This window comes from Flammeovirga kamogawensis, assembly GCF_018736065.1.
Classification (GTDB): domain Bacteria; phylum Bacteroidota; class Bacteroidia; order Cytophagales; family Flammeovirgaceae; genus Flammeovirga; species Flammeovirga kamogawensis.
This window is the reverse complement of sequence record NZ_CP076128.1, coordinates 425,772-443,209: the sequence shown is the minus strand read 5'-3', so window position 1 is coordinate 443,209 and position 17,438 is coordinate 425,772. Positions and strand designations below refer to the sequence as shown.

At 31.5% G+C, this 17,438-nt stretch carries 14 protein-coding genes; 3 read left to right on the top strand and 11 right to left on the bottom strand.

The window, feature by feature from the left end; translation table 11 throughout:
* Positions 1–3: 3 nt before the first annotated feature.
* The 4 genes from KM029_RS01785 to KM029_RS01770 all read right to left on the bottom strand — a co-directional run bounded on the left by KM029_RS01785 (position 4) and on the right by KM029_RS01770 (position 6,256).
* Positions 4–2,235: a DUF748 domain-containing protein gene (locus KM029_RS01785; RefSeq protein WP_144075078.1), complete on the bottom strand. Its 2,232-nt coding sequence runs from the start codon at positions 2,233–2,235 to the stop codon at positions 4–6.
* A gap of 66 nt (positions 2,236–2,301) precedes the next feature.
* Positions 2,302–3,429, bottom strand: coding sequence for a BamA/TamA family outer membrane protein (locus KM029_RS01780; protein ID WP_144075077.1), 1,128 nt, complete (start codon positions 3,427–3,429; stop codon positions 2,302–2,304).
* Positions 3,430–3,582: 153 nt separating this feature from the next.
* Entirely contained in the window at positions 3,583–4,686 is a 1,104-nt protein-coding gene (locus KM029_RS01775) for an acyltransferase family protein (protein ID WP_144075076.1), read from the bottom strand.
* Between the two features lie 124 nt (positions 4,687–4,810).
* Positions 4,811–6,256, bottom strand: a complete 1,446-nt coding sequence (locus tag KM029_RS01770; protein ID WP_144075075.1) for a sodium:solute symporter — start codon at positions 6,254–6,256, stop codon at positions 4,811–4,813.
* Between the two features lie 163 nt (positions 6,257–6,419).
* Here KM029_RS01770 and KM029_RS01765 point away from each other — a divergent pair, with 163 nt between their 5' ends.
* Genes KM029_RS01765 through KM029_RS01755 form a run of 3 tightly spaced genes read left to right on the top strand, consistent with a single transcriptional unit; the run spans position 6,420 to position 8,277 of the window.
* The gene (locus KM029_RS01765) at positions 6,420–6,911 is read left to right on the top strand and encodes an RNA polymerase sigma factor (RefSeq protein ID WP_144075074.1); all 492 of its coding nucleotides are present in this window, start codon (positions 6,420–6,422) and stop codon (positions 6,909–6,911) included.
* Positions 6,895–7,530 (top strand): hypothetical protein, encoded by a 636-nt coding sequence (locus KM029_RS01760; protein ID WP_144075073.1) that lies wholly within the window; start codon positions 6,895–6,897, stop codon positions 7,528–7,530. The genes KM029_RS01765 and KM029_RS01760 overlap by 17 nt, the downstream gene beginning before the upstream one ends.
* Before the next feature lie 48 nt (positions 7,531–7,578).
* Positions 7,579–8,277 carry a hypothetical protein gene (locus KM029_RS01755; protein ID WP_144075072.1) on the top strand — a complete coding sequence of 233 codons (699 nt, stop codon included), beginning with the start codon at positions 7,579–7,581 and terminating at the stop codon, positions 8,275–8,277.
* Between the two features lie 65 nt (positions 8,278–8,342).
* On the opposite strand, the gene KM029_RS01750 is transcribed toward KM029_RS01755, so the two are convergent.
* From KM029_RS01750 to KM029_RS01720, 7 genes are all read right to left on the bottom strand, one after another.
* Positions 8,343–9,353 carry a GGGtGRT protein gene (locus tag KM029_RS01750; protein WP_144075071.1) on the bottom strand — a complete coding sequence of 337 codons (1,011 nt, stop codon included), beginning with the start codon at positions 9,351–9,353 and terminating at the stop codon, positions 8,343–8,345.
* Between the two features lie 47 nt (positions 9,354–9,400).
* Positions 9,401–10,099 carry an iron-sulfur cluster assembly scaffold protein gene (locus KM029_RS01745; protein WP_144075070.1) on the bottom strand — a complete coding sequence of 233 codons (699 nt, stop codon included), beginning with the start codon at positions 10,097–10,099 and terminating at the stop codon, positions 9,401–9,403.
* A 160-nt stretch (positions 10,100–10,259) separates the two neighbouring features.
* A complete protein-coding gene (locus KM029_RS01740) occupies positions 10,260–12,353 on the bottom strand; it encodes a 7TM diverse intracellular signaling domain-containing protein (protein WP_144075069.1) in 2,094 nt (697 codons plus the stop codon).
* Entirely contained in the window at positions 12,350–13,069 is a 720-nt protein-coding gene (locus tag KM029_RS01735; protein ID WP_144075068.1) for a transmembrane-type terpene cyclase, read from the bottom strand. The genes KM029_RS01740 and KM029_RS01735 overlap by 4 nt, the downstream gene beginning before the upstream one ends.
* A 14-nt stretch (positions 13,070–13,083) precedes the next feature.
* The gene (locus KM029_RS01730) at positions 13,084–14,310 is read right to left on the bottom strand and encodes an oxygenase MpaB family protein (protein ID WP_144075067.1); all 1,227 of its coding nucleotides are present in this window, start codon (positions 14,308–14,310) and stop codon (positions 13,084–13,086) included.
* A gap of 116 nt (positions 14,311–14,426) precedes the next feature.
* Positions 14,427–15,623, bottom strand: coding sequence for an exo-beta-N-acetylmuramidase NamZ family protein (locus KM029_RS01725; protein WP_184679472.1), 1,197 nt, complete (start codon positions 15,621–15,623; stop codon positions 14,427–14,429).
* Complete coding sequence (locus KM029_RS01720) at positions 15,616–17,406, bottom strand: glycoside hydrolase family 3 protein (protein WP_158631125.1); 1,791 nt, start codon at positions 17,404–17,406, stop codon at positions 15,616–15,618. Before KM029_RS01720 ends, KM029_RS01725 begins: the two co-directional genes overlap by 8 nt.
* Positions 17,407–17,438 lie beyond the last annotated feature (32 nt).

Here is a 17,438-nt window from a genome sequence, read left to right as displayed (position 1 = left end):
TTTTTACATATCCTCAATAGAATATTCAAGATCAAATAAAGGAAGACTCCCAACATTGCTCCCTTCTGTTTCTTTTGCTGTCTTTATACTTACAGCGTCTTTAATCTCAGGTAATTCATCTGCTATGTAATCAACTAAAATTCTTTGACGTGTGGCTAGTATCCTTGTTTCTAAAGAATCTGCCTTATCTTCTCCTACAAATAACCAACAAACTTCTTCTATACTAGATGTTGAATCAACTGTTACCAAAGAAGAATCCATTCTTGCATAGAGGTTATTCATAAGATATGTCCTAAAATCAATAGGATCTGCAGCTACTTGCTTAATAGAACTCGTACTTGTTGCTATAGAATATTGATCTTCTGCATATTGCTGTACTAAATTTTCTTTCTCGTTATGGCGGTCTACAAATTGAACAAGTTTCACTTGAAGTTCAGGCTTTTTATCATGTACCTTCTTTATTGTCTTAAGTTGTTTTATATGCTTAGCTGTCAGTAAAGTATCTGTATAATGTTTAAACTTTATATCTTTTAAGTCATCTTCATCAACTTTAAAAATACCTGCCAATGCTTTAAAAGGAGCTGCAATTACTTTATTACATACGTTTTTAATTACCTGCCAAACAATTCTACCTACTCTAAACTTAGGGTCATCTAACGAACCTTTAACGGGAACATCTAAAATTATATCTCCGTTTTTATCTTTTAATAAGAAAACTGCAAACCTTAAAGGTAAACCGTAAGCATAAGATCCATCTGCTTTGCGTCCTAATTCAAAGTCTTCGATTTTTATTTTATTCTCACTTACTAATTTATTTTCTTTAATATCTGTATGGCCGTAATACGTCATTGCTCCTTTAAATATTGGGTAGCCAGTATAGATATTTGAGAAGAAACTAAAATCTTGAATTTGAAAATTCTCAATTACATAATCAACCGTTACATTATAGAAGTTGTTAGGTTCTATACTTAAATCAGCTTTTAACTTCCCTCTTTTATTTAAAGTACCTGTAGAATGAAATGCCCAAACCTTCTCTTCTGAACCTATAACACCATTATAAACATTCACATCAGAAACGACATATTTGTATTCTTTTCTAGGAATTCGCTGATCTCTATAAAGCATCTCACCACCAATAATTGCAATCGAATCAATATGATATTTCAATTCAGGAAGGTCATCTGCAACAGTTCCATTTTCTTCTACTTCTACCTCTTGTGTTTCCTCGTCTAATTTAAAAAACTGAAAGAGGTTATTTGTGTTTTCGTGTAAATCGAAGCGCATATATGGGTGCTCCATTTTTAACAACTCAAACTTAAACTCATTACTAGCAACATCAATTGATTTAAATACAGAGAGTGCTTTATCTACAGCAAATACTTTTTGTGAAAGCGTATCTAATATTACTAAACTATCAATACTTGCCTCTCCTTTTACCAAAACATCAGTAACATGATCTGCATCTCCTACAATATTTAAGGTAGCATTCGCGTACCCATCGATTGATTTAAGTTCTAAATAATCGTTTAGATAATTAGTTAACTTATTAATTCTTAATTGCTGTAAATCAAAATCGAGTTCATACTCATTGGTCTTGATATTATAATCTGCTTTAAAAGCAAAAGAACCTCCGTTGTCCAAATCAAAACCAAAATCAACCAATGTTTGATCGTTTGACCATGTAATTTCTGGAATACCAATACCTACTCCTTTAAGATTGAATGTTTCGTTTTTTGCCAAATCTTCAAATTCAACAAAACCGTCATCAATAGAAATATTTCTGATTGTATATCCAATAAAAGGCTCTTCTTCATCAGTTACAGTTGGTTCTTCAATAACGATAGAATCAGATGTTGCATAACGCTCAATTAAATCATCAAAATTAAATGAGTCGTTATTCTGAATCACTTTTCCATAAGGGTGAACTAATTTTAATTCTGTAAGTAGAAGCTCTCTTTTAACTAAATCTGTTAACTCAATATCTAAATAAAGTGAGTCTAGACCAATAAACTTTGTTGTATCATCGGCTTCAAATAGTCTGAAATTGGAAATTGACAATTCTCCTGTAAAAATATTTAGGTCAAGTAGTTCTATTGTACTTTGCCTCCCAATTAATTCTTTACTGTTTTTATTGAAATAGTCTAGTCCTAAACTAGGTATTATGTAGCGTAATAAAACAAAGATTACGAGTAGTATTGCTCCGGTTATTAATGGAGTTTTGAAACGTTTGTTCATGAACGGAAGTGGTTAATAAAGTTTCCACAAAATTAACACATTTTCCCGAAGTAAGTTAATAAATATTTAAAAAGCTTCACCAAATGTAAGATATAACCCTGAACTACCATCTGGACCTACTCCGTAGTCTGCTCTCAATGTAGCTCGATCTTCTTTATTAATTGTTAAACGGAAGCCTGCACCTCCTGCAAGCTTTAATTTTCGAACATCAAAATCATTCCATTCATTCATTACTTCTGCAGTAGAAATAAAAGCTGTCATCCCTAACCTCCAAAATAAATGTTGGCGTATTTCTGCTTGTGCTGCAATCATATGATTATCTCTATATCTACCTTCATAGACACCTCTCATCATGTTTAAACCGCCCATTAATGATATTTCTCTAAATGGTGCATCTCCATAAGTCTGGTTTATAATACCTTGAAATGCTAATATTGTTTTTGCTTCTTTCTCTCTACCAAGGTCAAAATATTTACGCATATCTAATTTTATACTTGTAAATTTATAATCACTCCCTAACCATGTGGGATAAAAAGCAGCTCTAAATTCTATAAAATGCCCTGAGGAAGGAACCAAAACAATGTCTCTAGTATCCCATTTATATACTAACCCTAAACCAGAGTTTACACCCCCTTCATAGCCAGGTATTTCTTCTAAAGAGCCTGAACCATCTTCCCTTGGAGTCACACTAATATCCCAAAAATTTGCATACCTATATTGAAGGCCAACAAACATATTTTCTTTAATTTTTCTCAATAACTGCTGACGAAAGTCAAACTTTGACCAATCCATTAATTGTTCATTAGATGACGGGGTTTCATTACCAATACCATAGTATTTTTCTGGATATTTGGCATACTCCCAAGTCCCTTCTAAAAGCCAATCTTCATTATTAGTAAAAACGGTATGCTCTAGTTTTAAACGCATCTGGTTTTCTAATGTATAGAAACCTATAAACGTTGCATTTGATGGACGAGTAGCAAAACTCGCTTTCCCTGGTTTAAATTGAAAAACGCTTACAACACCAAATTCCCAACTTGTTTCTTGGGCATATGCAGGATAAGGAAAGCCTGTAAATTTTCTTTTATATAATGTATCTATTTCATAGGATAAATCATCTCCTTGGGCAAAGGCATCTTGATTAAAAAATAATAGCACACTTGTTAGTAGAATTAATATTTGTGTATTTCTCATTTGCTTTTCTGTTGATAATACAACAAAGGTAACTTAAAATAATTGGGCTTTAGCTAAAAAAATCAGCTTTTGATATACATAAAAAAACACGCTATAACAGATAGTGTTAAACCTCTGAAGTATAGCGTGCCTAAATTTGAAAGTGTATTTATATTATACCTTAATAACAATGTTCTTTCTATATAAAATCAATATTGGAATTGATAACAGAAGAACATAGCTAATGGCATATAGTAAAGAACATGACTCAGCTGGTAAACCTGTACTTAAAATTGCTGTAAAAATATGACCTTTAATTGTTTCGTCTCCAATTGTGATTACTCCTAAAAGTCTTGCAAACATTTCTGCTAAAACATAAGCAGCCATCGGGTTTAAGCCAAAAGCTTTTGCAATTAGAACATTATCACGACCTATCTTTTTAACATCAAATATCCAATAGGATAACCCTAAAAATATTGCCCCTAACCCACCTGTAAATAATACATATGATGAAGTCCAAAGACTTTTATTTATAGGGAAAAGAGGGTGCCAAGCTAACCCTAAAACCATGACAAGTGTACCGTAAAGAACAAGTTTCTTAACCACTCTAACTCCTGTATTCTCTTTTACTAAAATACCAGAAAACAAGCCTAAAATTGCAGTACAAATAGCAGGAAGTGTAGAAACTAAACCTTCAGGATCCCATGTTTTAGTACCAGACCACATGTGCCCATTTAAAACTAAGTTATCTATATAGGCTGAAATTACTCCATTGGGATCATTAAGATCTACAGCTTCCAACCCTGGTACAGGAACAAGTGCCATTACTGCCCAATAACCAAATAGTATCGAAAGAAAAACTAATAGAATTTTTTCTTTTGGAAGGTATAAAAATAAACCCGAAGTGATTATAAATACAATCCCAATTCGTTGTAACACACCAGGAACTCGCATTTCACTAAAATTAAAAAATGGAAATAAGCCTAAAAATAAACCTATACCAATCAATTTAAAGCCTCGCCAAATTGCTTTTTTCATCACAGCAGGTCGCTTTTCAGAATCGTCTTTAACGTTCATCATAGAAAAGCTAATTGATACACCTACAATAAATAAGAAGAATGGAAAAACTAAATCGGTTGGAGTGCAACCATGCCAAGATGCATGCTGAAAAGGTGCATAAATAGACGACCAACTCCCTGGATTATTAACTAGAATCATTAGTATTACTGTAAGTCCTCTGAAAATATCAAGAGATAATATTCGTTCTGAAGTTTTCATAAAATGTGTTGTTAGTATGAACTATAAATATCAAATGCTATGTATATTTCAGCAACATTTTTAGACGAGTAGCTCAAATCTGCACATTAACTACATTAATTATACTACTCACAAAAATTTAGTATTATTTTTTTGATATCAATGTTAAACCCAACATAGTAAACCCAGCATTTACTAATAATATTTCAAATCCAAATTGATACCCAAATAATAATTCAGTAGAGTAAATATTTAAGATGTAAGATAATACTGGTGATAAAAGGCAAACAATTAATACATAATTGTCGTTTATCTTTTTCTTTGTGAAAATTCCAAATACAAATAAGCCCAGTAATGGACCGTAAGTATACCCTGCCGCTTTAAAAACAGAAGAAACAACACTATCATCATTTAGTAACCTAAATCCAACAATTACAAGAAATAATATAAAAGAGAACATTACATGCACCAATTTTCTTTTTTTATTTTTAATTGATGTATCCTCCTCTTCATTTAAATTCAGGAAATCTATACAAAAAGCAGTTGTTAAAGCGGTTAAAGCAGAGTCGGCACTAGAAAAAGCTGCTGCTATAATTCCTAATAAAAATACTATTGCAGTAAATAAACCAAAATGATGTAAGGCTAACATAGGATATAATTCATCTGATCTTGTAGGTAAAGAGATTGCATTGTATGCTGCAAATTCGTAAAGTAAAACTCCTAAAAATAAGAAAACAACTGTTGCAATAAAAAAGGCTAAAGCAAACCACAAAACATTCTTTTGTGCCTCACTTACATTCTTGCAAGTAAGATTCTTTTGCATAATATTTTGGTCTAAACCATTCATTGAAATGGTTATAAAAATACCAGCTAAGAATTGTTTCCAAAAAAAGTTACCCGCTTTCCAATCCCATACAAAGATATCCGACATTTTACTCTCGTAAACAGTAGAAAACATGCTATCTACAGACATGTTTAATGAATTATAGATAGTGTAAATTGTCCATATAGCAGCAAGCAAAAGAAAAGTAGTTTGTAAAGTATCTGTCCATACAATTGTTTTTATACCACCTTTAAAAGTGTAAAGCCAAATTAAAAATATGGTAACCAATACAGCAACCCAAAACGGTATATTGTATGCATCAAAAAATGCCAATTGCAAAACTAACGCGGCTAAATACAATCTAAAAGAAGCTCCTATTGTTTGTGACAACATAAAAAAGAAAGAACCCGTTTTATAGCTCTTTACCCCAAACCTATCTTTTAAGTATTCATAAATTGAAATTAACTTTTGACTATAAAACAAAGGAATCAATACATAAGCAATTACAACGTATCCCACCATATTACCCATCATAAATTGTAGATAACTCCACCCAGAAGTTGCTACTGTTCCTGGAACAGATATAAAAGTAACTCCAGATAACGTTGCCCCTACCATTCCATAAGCTACCAAATACCATTTTGATGATCTATTTGCGATGAAAAATGATTCCGATTGCCCTTCTCCTGAGACAGAAGTTAATTTAGAGATAAGCATTAAAAAACCGAAGTACAAAAGTATTACTAACGCTACTGTAGTTGCTGACATAGATAAAAAAATATTGTTCTTAATTTAATAAGATGAATATAGACAAAAATAGAGAGTTGTGTAGTCCAATCCTTAACTTGTCTTTTCAGAAAAATGAAAAAAAAAATTAATTGATGTGTAATAAATTGATAAGTGAAGCCACTAATAAAATTAAAAACGTATCGTGAGCAGTGATTTCTATACTACATTTATTCAACCACATAGTGGGATAATTATTAAAATATGCCGAGCATATACAAATACTCAAGAAGATTTTGAGGATTACTTTCAAGAGGTATGCTTACAAATATGGAAAAGTAAAAATAACTTTAATCAAGAAGCTGATTGGTCTACTTGGGTGTATAGAATAGCCTTGAATGTAAATCTGACTTTACTCAAAAAAAAGAAAAATAACAGCCAAAATTTCGCCAGTGATTATCTCCCTGTTGAAATGCAAGAAGACAGTAAAGCATTTGTAGATGAAGACCTAGAGTTACTTTATGATGCTATTAGAAAACTATCAGAAATAGATAGAGCTGTTATTTTACTTTACTTGGAAGAGAAGTCTTACAAAGAAATTGCTGAAACATTTAACGCTACTACTAATAATATCGGAGTACGCATAAAAAGAATTAAACAACGCTTAAAAAAATTATTAGATGGAAAAGTCAATTGAATCAATATGGAAAAATGGTTTTATAAATCAAGAGGCATTAGTTGCCCCCAAAATAAATGCTCTTTACGAAAAAAAGTCAATTAATTTTGTTGATAAATTCATTCGTGACTTCAAAATCAATTTATGGGCAATTCTAATCTTCACAATCGTGCCTATAATTATAGGTATTGTTGGAAATGTAACACTACTATGTTTACTCATTAATTTACAACTATGGTTTGCTGTATTTTATGGTAAAAAAAAGATTGATGATCTAAAATCACTTGAGAAAACAACATCTAGCTTTCTATATATTAAGCAGTTTGATGAATGGCTAAAAAACACTATTAAAGGCTACACCAATATTTATAGATTTATGTACCCTCTGATATTCATTCTATCTACAATTATTGTTTGGGAAACTATTTTTAAACAAGAAGTTATAGCTAATTTTGATGCCTCTGAATTATTTATGGGTTTACCAATAAAAGGGATGCTATTTGTAGGTATTGGTGCTATAATTATCTCTTTATCAGCTAAAAAACTATATAAAATAGATATGGATTTAGTTTATAAATCTCAATTTAAAAAATTAGAAGAATTAATTTCAGAAATGGAAGAGTTAAGAAATGAAGAATAATTTTTTAAATTGAGCTATTATTATCCCAATAATTAAAACATATAACTAATGAAATCTCTTTATATTTTAACGTTTGCTGTTCTTCTTACAGCACCTAAAATAGCAACAGCTCAAATTACAACAAATACAAATTTATACGAATTAGTAGACCCTAATCAACAAAATGTTGACCTTTTGTATGGTAAAAAAGCTCAAACATTTAAAGGAACACCATTTTATACAAACGAATGGGAAGTGGGACATGTCACTTTAATTGATGGAAGTAGTTTTCAGAATGTACTCATTAAGTTTAATGCCTATTCTGATGAACTTTGGTCTATGAAAGACGAAAAAAATATAATAGTTGTTAACAAAAAAGAAGTACGTTCTTTTGGTTGGAAAAGTGATGAAGAAGGTGAGTTACTTTTTGAACAAATAAAAATTGAAAATAAAAAACAATATGCTGAGGTAATATTCACAGACGATAAGTTTCACCTTTATAAAGTAAGAAAGAAAAAGTTCAATAAAAAAGATGACAGCGCTAGTAACTCTTACTCTGAAGCAAAAGATGAATTCGCATGGAAAAAACCTCAATTATTCCTTCTTTCTGATGGGAAATTAAAAGAGATATCTACTAAAGAAAAAGAGTTCTATTCTATTTTTGGTGATAAAAAATCTGAAGTACATAAGTTTGCGAAATCAAACAAACTCAAAACAAAAAATAAAAGTGATTTAGAAGAAATATTCGCTTTCTATAGAACATTATAAAATTAAAAAGCCACTCTTAACTCAATGTTAAAAGTGGCTTTTTTGTTAAACTATATGATAATCAACTAAACTAATTCAGCTGATAAGGCTTCTTGTAAAGCTACAGCTACTGCAACAGATGCTCCAACCATTGGATTATTACCCATACCAATAAGTCCCATCATTTCTACGTGTGCAGGAACAGAAGATGAACCAGCAAATTGTGCATCCGAGTGCATTCTACCCATTGTATCTGTCATTCCGTAAGAAGCAGGTCCTGCTCCAACATTGTCTGGGTGAAGAGTACGCCCTGTACCTCCGCCAGATGCTACAGAGAAGTACTTTTTACCCTCTTCTAATCTCTCTTTTTTATATGTACCAGCTACAGGATGTTGAAAACGAGTAGGGTTTGTTGAATTACCAGTAATAGAAACATCAACATCTTCTAAATGCATAATTGATACACCTTCACGTACATCATCTGCACCATAACATTTAACTGTTCCTCTTGGTCCTTTAGAAAAACGACGTTCTTCTACAATATTTAAATCTCCTGTTTGGTAATCATATTGAGTTTTCACATACGTAAAACCATTAATTCTTGAGATTAAATAAGCTGCATCTTTTCCTAAACCATTTAAAATAACTCTTAGAGGGTTTGTTCTTACTTTATTTGCAGATAATGCAATTTTAATTGCTCCTTCTGCAGCAGCAAAAGATTCATGTCCTGCTAAGAATGCAAAACAGTTTGTTTCTTCATGTAATAATCTTGCTGCAAGATTACCATGTCCAATTCCTACTTTTCTTTGGTCTGCAACAGACCCTGGTATACAAAAAGCTTGAATACCTTCACCTAAAACAGCCGCAATATCAGTAGCTTTAGTTAAGCCCTTTCTAATTGCTATTGCAGCACCCAATATATAAGCCCATTTTGCATTTTCAAAAGCAATAGGTTGAGTTTCAGTAACAATATTGTAAACATCAACACCATGCTCTTCAACATATTTTCTTGCTGCTTCTAAAGACTCAAAATTATATTCTTTAAGAACTTCTTCAATTTTGTCTATTCTTCTTTCGTATCCTTCAAATAAAGCCATGATTGTAATTTTTTTAATGTGGTAAAATATTTTTGATAATGGAATTTTTATTGGTGACGTGGATCGATGTACCTTTCTGCCTCATCAAAACGTCCATAATTGCCTTTCGCTTTTTCCATAGCTTCATTAGCATCTAATCCTTTTTGGACCATTTCCATCATTTTACCTAAGTGAACAAATTCATACCCGATCACTTCATCATTTTCATCAATAGCTAATCTTGTAACATAACCCTCAGCTACTTCTAAATATCTTACACCTTTAGCTCTAGTACCATAAGTAGTACCAACTTGGCTTCTTAATCCTTTACCTAAATCTTCAAGACCCGCTCCTATTGGTAATCCATCTTCTGAAAATGCAGATTGTGTTCTACCATAAACAAATTGCGAGAAAATTTCTTTCATTGCTACATTAATAGCATCACAAACAAGGTCAGTATTTAAAGCTTCCATAATTGTTTTTCCTGGCAAAATTTCTGATGCCATCGCAGCTGAATGCGTCATTCCTGAACATCCTACTGTTTCAATTAATGCTTCTTCTATAATTCCATTTTTAACATTTATAGTTAACTTAGATGCCCCTTGCTGAGGAGCACAAGTTCCAACACCATGAGATAAACCAGAAATATCGTAAACGTCTTTTGCGTGAACCATTCTACCTTCGACTGGAATTGGTGCATTTCTATGTGCATTACCCCCCATTTGAGCCAATGGACACATGCCTTGAATTTCTGCTGTATAATTCATGATGATGTATTTTTATAATGTTATAATTTTCTTTGTATGGTAAATTATACGGTCATCATAAAAATAGATCTATCCTTTTTTGTTAACAACAATCAAATAAATTGTCTTATTTTAATACGGACTAAAAAAAGGTTAAAATAAGATTTTTCAATGAAAAAAATTATTCCAAACTCATTCCAAAAACTAAAATATCGTCAATCTGCTCAATCTTTCCATTATTAGTCCATTTATTCAATTCGCTGTATAATATCTTTTCTTGTTGGATATGATTGTATTTCGAAATATCTAGTAATAATTTCTTAAATCGTTTGGGCATAAATTTCTTACCATTAGCACCAAATTGATCTTGATACCCATCAGAATACATATACATAGTAATTGGACATTCTTTATATGAAATCGTCTGATCTTTAAACGGGTCTTCTAAAAAGTTAAGATTCCCTCCTATAGAGTTTCTTGATCCTTTGAATACTTTCATTTCATCTTCTTGAATAATAACAAGAGGATTTTTTGCTCCTGCATATTCTATTTCTTTTTTCTGATCATCAATTACACAGACCACAGCATCCATACCATCATTCAAATGAGATGATTTTTGATTTAAGGCGTACCTTATCTCTTGATCTAACTGTTCTAATATAACGGAGGGCTTAATATCTTCTAAAGTAGAAACAATCGTTTCAATCTTCTGAATAGCTAGAATACTCATTAAAGCACCTGGAACCCCATGACCAGTACAATCACCAACAATAACAATAGTTTTATTACGGACTTGTTTAAACCAATAAAAATCTCCAGAAACCGTATCTCGTGGGATATGTAATACTGAAAAATCATTGACGTATTTTCCGATATTCTTTATTGTAGGTAATGAAGCATCTTGAATTTTCTTTGCATAATTAATACTTGATTTAATATTATCATGCTGTTTACCTAAACGAGAATTCATCTCTGACAAAGTCTCATTTTGTATTTCCACCTCTTCTTTAGCTTCTAATAAATCCTTAGTTCTTTTTGATACTTCATTCTCTAGCATTACATTTTGCTCCATCATTAACTTTCTCACTTTTGCTTGAGAATCTGTAATTTTAGCACCTAAACTTAAAGAAAATATCATTTGTTCTAAACCAGAACCTATCAGCAAAGCCGATACATTTTTGTACCCAAAAAGTACAGGAAGTAGATCAAAAGTTTGAAAGATGTGTAATGTTATAAATACAAAATTTATAAGAATTCCATAATAAAAGAACTTTGCTGTTATACTAAATGATTTTTCTCTTTTAGCTATGTAAATCAAAGGTAAATATGTTGCATTTATTAGAACTGTCCCTAGAGGGGTAACAACAAAATACCATTCAAAGTAAACGAAAACATTTAAGATCATTAGTCCAACAATCACAATATTTAAAATTGTATATAAATTACTGTACTTGCTCCTAACATTTAAAATATACTGCCCAAAAATCAAAAATAATGCAGCAGCAGTAAATCCTGACCAATGAATTATTTGTTGAAAATATTCTGCATTCTCTAAGTGAAAAATAATTTTACCTGAGAAACAATAATTAAAAATTAACACTGCTGAAGCATGCAAAGCATAATAGATATACCCTTTATCTTTCACCATAAAGTAAAGACAAAAGTTATAGAGAATCATTAAAGAAACTGCACCTATAAATAAATAGAGAATTAAATCTAAAGAATCGATTTTCTGATCTATTTTGGCAGTTTCTTCTAAGACAAGATCTTTTGGTACTGCTTGAAATTCAAAAAATGGTTTATCATCATTATTACATTTCAAATAGTAATGAGCAATATTTTTATCACCTAATGAGATAGGAAAATAAGAATACCCTCTATAAATCTTTTTCTTTAAATCATTATCAAATAGAATCCCTCCTTCTCCAACCTTCTCAAAAGTCTTATTATCGAATGACCTGTAAAGTTCTAAATGATCAAATCGACTGTAAACCAATTGAAGTTGTAAAGGATCAGCTGAATATTTTTCTACATCAAATTTTATCCAATATTGTGATCTTCCAGGTTTTACTTTATTAAAAGAGTATAGTTCGAAAGATGAAGTATGCTGTACAACATCTATTAAATGATCTTCTTCTGATTCATAAATCAAGAAATTACTATAACTATACAATGGTGTATCATTATTTTTAGCTATAGAATCCTCAACCCTCTCAAATGAAATAAAAAGGAAAATAATAATTAAGTAAATTGAATAATTCAATGTATTTCTCATACTCCTACTTCTTCTTCAACTTCGATTTTTACCTTACTTTTAATCTCTTCTTTTTTCCATTCTATAATCTTTTCCTTATTTAAGGTTAACCAACCATAAAACATATCAAGAGCAAAAGTAATAGCAGCTATAATCACAACAAACTGAGAAGATTCTTCTCCTAAGAAAATCCCAACGCCTACAAATACAGTCCCGAAACCTTTCCACATTGCAATCGAAAAACTTAATGCTTTTTCTTCTGGATGAGCAAGTATTAAAAAGATAAATAATGTAGACATGATAATATTCAATATATACCCTGTACCTGCACCAATTGGGTCGCCGTATTGCATTACAAAACCATATATTACAAGTCCCCACAATACAAAACCTACACTTGTTACCCAATTAAAATTCTTAAAGATAAAAGGAACTCTAACTTGTTTTCTACCATATTTATGAAGGTAAAAAAGCATAACAGCATCTGTAATTAACCATAAGCGAATACCCCATACAAAGAGTACTCCTAAATTAGTTGTAAACACAGTACTGAATAGTAATTCCCAAGCAACATTTGCTACAGCTGCTTCTATTGGAATACCAAAAAATTTGTATTTAATAGCGTTATAAATAACTAGAATGTAAGTTACTGCCCAAAATATTGCATCTAGAAAAAATAAAACTTGCTGTGTAACTGTATAGTCTGAAAGATTAATATATTCCTTAATAAAGTCCATTTTCTGAATAGTTTTTAGTTATGTTTTTGTAAGCTAAGTCTGAAGTTAAAAAGTGACGGAGATGATATGATCTCTTTCCAAGTAGGTTGATTATCAATTTTCCATTTCTTTCTTAAAGATGGTGGTATTGTAAATTCAACAGATTGTCCTTTATAGAAATAATTAAGTACACCTTGGAGAATAAGCATATTAAATCTTTCCGATATAGCACAAATAAGTTTTGATTCATCTTTTTGATGATCTGCAATTTGAAATACTTTACACACTGCTTTTATCACTAAAGTTGATTTTGTAGAGCTATGTTTATCTAATCCTACAATATCAGCTAGGTCATCTCCTAATAAAAATCTCATAAAGGCTTCTGGGAAACCATCAAATTCTTCGCCTGGTATTACAGCTTTTAAAAATTCCACACAAGCTTCAGTAAGTTTATGTCCAGCTTCTGAAGGGGCTTTTTGTTCATCTAAGATCTTCTGACCTAATATTTCTCCTTCTTCAAATGTAGCAGGGATTATATCAGGATGAACACCTAAAATCTTACCAACAACAGTCCATGTATATAAGTAAGCTTTTTTCTCTTGAGGTGATACGGTTACTCCCAATTTTTCTAAACCTTGAATTGGAAAAACTGAAAATGAAAGGAGGGTTCCCAACATATCTTCTTGATTAATTGGTTCTCCTAATTTCTCCGTATCCCAAACATGATGATGGTGCCCTTTTTTATGATTCTTCTGTAAATAGTAACGTATTGCAGCATGCATTAAACGCACTTTTTGGGCACTGATAATTCCTTTTGAGGATTTATTTAAACCACCCTCCGACATTACATTAATTACAAACTGTGCCGTTTCCATTAACCTCTTAGTAAATGGAGCTAACCCTTGGTTTTTTGATGCCATAAACTGCCCTGTTCTATACACCACTTCTGCACCATTAGCACAAGCATAAGTTGCAGGTAATGATTTACATAATAGCATAGCAGATAAACCTGGGCCATGTTTCTCAAAAAAATCTTGTCCTTGTTTTATAAGGTCTTCATCTAAGTCGTGAATGAATTTTTGAGACTCCATGAAATAGTTTTGTAAAGAAATGTTCTTTATTTCGGGAATTTCTTTGCTACTAATTAATTCTACAAGGATCTGATTCACTCTGTCAATCCCTTCTTCTTCAATAATTAGTCGTATTGTTTCATCTGCTAACGGGTCTTTTTGGAGTCTAAGATCCATATCAACATTATTCATAGTAAAAAAGTTAGTAATATGTTTAGCAATAATATAAGAGAGTCATAGTTGGCCATAACAATAGCTCACTTAAATATAAATCAGTTGTTTGATTAAATCTAACATTTCAACAAATATCAATCGTAAATAAGGTATTTTGCTCTCATTTCTTTATACTTTTGAAGCTCTAATTCCCAAGATTTTTTAATCTGATCTTCAGTTTGTCCTTCTTCAATTGCTAAACGTAAAGCATCTGTACCCGATAATAAATCCATCCACTTCTTTTTTGTTATTACAGATTTACCTTCAAATTTTTTATATAAATTGTACCACTCAACAATATAATTTAACTGTAATCCTCCTTCTTCTTCTGTTCTTAAATCTTCACCATAACATAATTTTCCTTTTAAAACAGGATTAGTAGCAGCCCCTTCAATTGATCGAGGAGTAAAAGTAAACTCTCCAAAATTTTTGTTAGGGTACCCAATTACTTGGAATGGGAAATCTGTTCCTCTACCAATACTAACTGGAGTTGCTTCAAAAAAGCATAAAGATGGGTATAGTTTAATCGATTGGTCATTAGGCAAATTTGGAGATGGCTTGATAGGTAAGCTATAGGTCATTTTATGGTTATAATTCTCTACTTTTACCACTTCTATATCGCAAACATTTCCGTTTCTTAACCATTTTTCACCATTAATCATATGAGCGAGTTCTCCTACTGTTAAACCATGAAGAATTGGTATAGCATGCATACCAACAAAAGAAGAAAATTCTTTTTTTAAAACTGGTCCATCAATATACATCCCGTTAGGGTTTGGTCTATCTAAGATTATGAGCTTTTTATTTGCCTCTGCACAGGCTTCCATCATGTAGTGCATAGAACTTATGTAAGTATAAAAACGACAACCAACATCCTGAATATCAAATAGCACAACATCTACTTGATTTAATAACTCTGGAGATGGGCGCTTATTCTTACCATATATCGAATAGATCTTTATCCCCGTTTTTTCATCAAAACCATCTTTAACATGCGCACCTGCATCTGCCTTACCTCTAAAACCATGTTCGGGAGCAAAAATCATTTTTATATTTACACCTAGATTTACAAGAGAGTCAACCAAATATGTAGAGCCTATTGTTGATGTTTGATTAACAAGTACACCCACTTTTTTATCTTTCAATAAAGTCAAATAAGCTTCTGTTTGAGCCGCTCCAACAATTATTTCTTTTGGTGCACTTTCTGGTAATTCCTTACTCTTTTTGGGTTTATCAGTTAATGTACATGATAGTAATGTCCACGCAATACAAAGCATTATAGTTTTAATCATTTTGTTTATTAATTTTTGGTACTTCTTGTACGTTTAACTCTTCAGAATTTACTCTTTTAACATGATGATCATCAAAAGATTTTAAGCCTAATCCTTCTTTAAATCTTTTATCAATAGTCACAGGCAATGTCCCTTTGGGTTGTATTTCTCCTAAAATTACTTTTGAAACAGCTTTTCTTAATGCTTGATTATTCTGATAAGTAAGAAGTAAACCTGAACTATTTTCAATTCCTTTAAAGGTTCTTAAAGTATAAGCATTCCCTAAAAAGACTACGATTTGATTCTGCCACTTATTTGTGATATCAAAATACTTTAGCGTTGAATAAGTAATACCATAGGGGAATTTCATGGTTGCCGTTGGTTTATGATTTGTTAGTTCAACAGCAATATCTTTTACTTTCTGACTCATGTAAAGCCCACCTACTTGTGTTACAATAACATCGTACTTCTGTAATGTTTTTGTAAATTGAACAACCTCACTTTCAGTCGCATATTTCGACAAGAAAAAATTAGAAACATCTAGTCCTTTAGAACGAAAGTCTTTCGACATTTCTTTATAATTTGCTCCTATATTTACAATTGCAATTTTGCCACTATTTACACTCAACGGTAAAATTTGTTTTTTATTCTCTAATACAGTTACAGCTTCATCAGAAATTTCTTGAATCAATTGGTTTGCTTCTAGTGGATGTAAATCTTCGTTTAGATGAGATATTGATAACATTTCTTGCTTATGAGCACCAACCCATCTTTTCATTAATAACATACGGTAACCTTTTTCATCTATCTGATGCCAAGTTAAGTTTCCTTTATTAATCTGAATTTTCACTTCTTTTATAGCTTTATCAATATGATTTGTAAATTCAATTACATCATTACCTGCTACTAATGCCTGTGCATCAGCTTTTCCATACCCTTTGTATTGCTTTGTTACTGCATCCATCAAGATACCATCAGTAAAAATAAGTCCATTAAAACCCAATGAGTCTCTTAATACTTCTTGTATAATTTTATGCGATAAAGAGGAGGTTTTATCGTCCCAAACGGGTACTTGTAAATGTGCCGACATTACTCCACCTACCCCTGCTTCTATTAATTTTGAAAAAGGATATAGTTCTAATGAATCTAACCTTTTTACTGAATGAGGTATTATTGGTAGATCTTTATGAGAATCAATATTTGTATCACCATGACCAGGAAAATGTTTGGCTACAGCAACAACATTATTATCTTGAAGCCCTCTCATATACTGAATCGACTTTTTTGCTACCCTTTCCTTATTTTCTCCAAAAGAACGATAATTAATAACTGGGTTAAGAGGATTATTATTTAAATCTGCAACTGGTCCATAGCTAACTTTAACTCCAACTCTTTTTAACTGAGTAGAAATTTGTTCAGTCATTCTATATATTAACTCGTCATTTTCAATCGCTCCTAATGTCATTGCATATGGGTAAGATATGCCATCTTTTGGCAATCTCATACCTAAGCCCCATTCTGCATCTAAAGTATATATTAATGGTGTTTTAGCAATTCCATTTAATCTATTTATTGCATTTACTTGGTCTTCTGCTCTACCCTTAAAAAAGATTACTCCTCCAACGTTATATTTTCTGACTAACATACTTACTTCGTTGTAACTTTTTGGAGAATAAAATGGAACAACAAATAATTGAGCAATTTTTTCGTTATCAGATAGAGAATTCCAAACAGAATCAACCCAAACAAGGTCTTCCTTTGATGCATCAAAGTATTTAGGGTATACCTTATGTTGAGCATTCACACTAGTGAAAAAATGGATCAATATAAATAAAA